At 70.1% G+C, this 1,136-nt stretch carries 1 protein-coding gene; it reads right to left on the reverse strand.

Annotated elements, in window-relative coordinates:
* Positions 1–986 (reverse strand): ISAs1 family transposase (locus LCE31_RS39760; protein WP_225023169.1); only part of this gene is annotated, 986 nt, incomplete at its 3' end.
* Positions 987–1,136: the final 150 nt, after the last annotated feature.

A 1,136-nucleotide genomic window follows, 5' to 3' on the forward strand; every position in this document is an offset into this window, starting at 1 on the left:
AGGTTTTCGATCTTCCAGTGCCCTCTGATCCAGGCGGCGAGCTGGGCGCCGGTCGCCGCTCCGGGCGACAGGCTGGTGATCAGGTAGACACGCTCGATGGTGAGCTTGCCGGTGGTGAAGTCCGCTCTCCACCGGACGACTTGGAGGGCTTGTCGCGCTTCGGGGTAGTCGATGTGGGCGAAGGCGGCGGTCTTCAGCCTGCGGATCTCGTGGCGGTGGTGGGCGCGGGTGCGCTCGTAGTGATCGAGGTCGATGTCCCGCCAGGGCAGACGGCGTACGCGGTCGGACAGGCCGGGGTGGTTGGCCTTGACCTGCGCGATGTAGTGGGCGCCGCGCTTGCGGAGGTAGACGCCGTGGGCGTGCTGGGTGTGCAGGGCGTCGGCGGTGATGACGGTGCCGGTGAGGTCGATGCTGTCCAGCAGCGGGGCGAAGGCGGGGATCTCGTTGCTCTTGTCGGCCACCTGCCGCTGGGCCAGGACGGTGCCGGCGTGGTCCATCGCCGCGAGCAGGGTGACGTAGGTGGTGGTCGCGGTGCGCGAGCCGCGCAGGGCCTTGCCGTCGACCGCGATCGCCCGCAGTGCGGTCCCGGACGGGGCGGCGCGGGCCGCGAGGAAGGCACCGATCGCGCTGTCCAGGGCGTCGCCGTCGAGCCGGACGAGCAGGCGCCGCAGCGTGTGCGGGTGCGGGATGCAGACCTGGCCGGTCAGCGGCTCGACGGGGAAGCCCAGGGCCCGGCAGGCCCAGGATGGCGCGTCGCTGATCCATTCCGTGATGGCGGTGAGCGACCGCGCGCCGGCCAGGACACTCGCCGCGGCGGCCGTCACCAGCGCCGACAGCCCATAGCGGCGTCCGCGGCAGCCGCGTGGATCGGGTACCAGATCAAGGAAACCGGCCAGGCGGACCGCGTCGGCCAGCGGAGCCGGAGCGGAAGTCTGGGCCAGTTGTTCCAGCGAGGCGGGCATGAGAGAAGATGCAGGTGCAGGCACGGACTCACCAAGTGTTCATGGGACTTCGACACTCACATGATCGCTGAGGCCGTGCCTGCACTGCGATCCCCGTGCCCGAACCGGGATACTTGCCCTGCTTCCAGGCGACTCCGGCGAACCGGACGATCTTCAATCTTGCAACAGGCCCTG

This window comes from Streptomyces sp. 8L, from assembly GCF_020176795.1.
Lineage (GTDB): Bacteria > Actinomycetota > Actinomycetes > Streptomycetales > Streptomycetaceae > Streptomyces.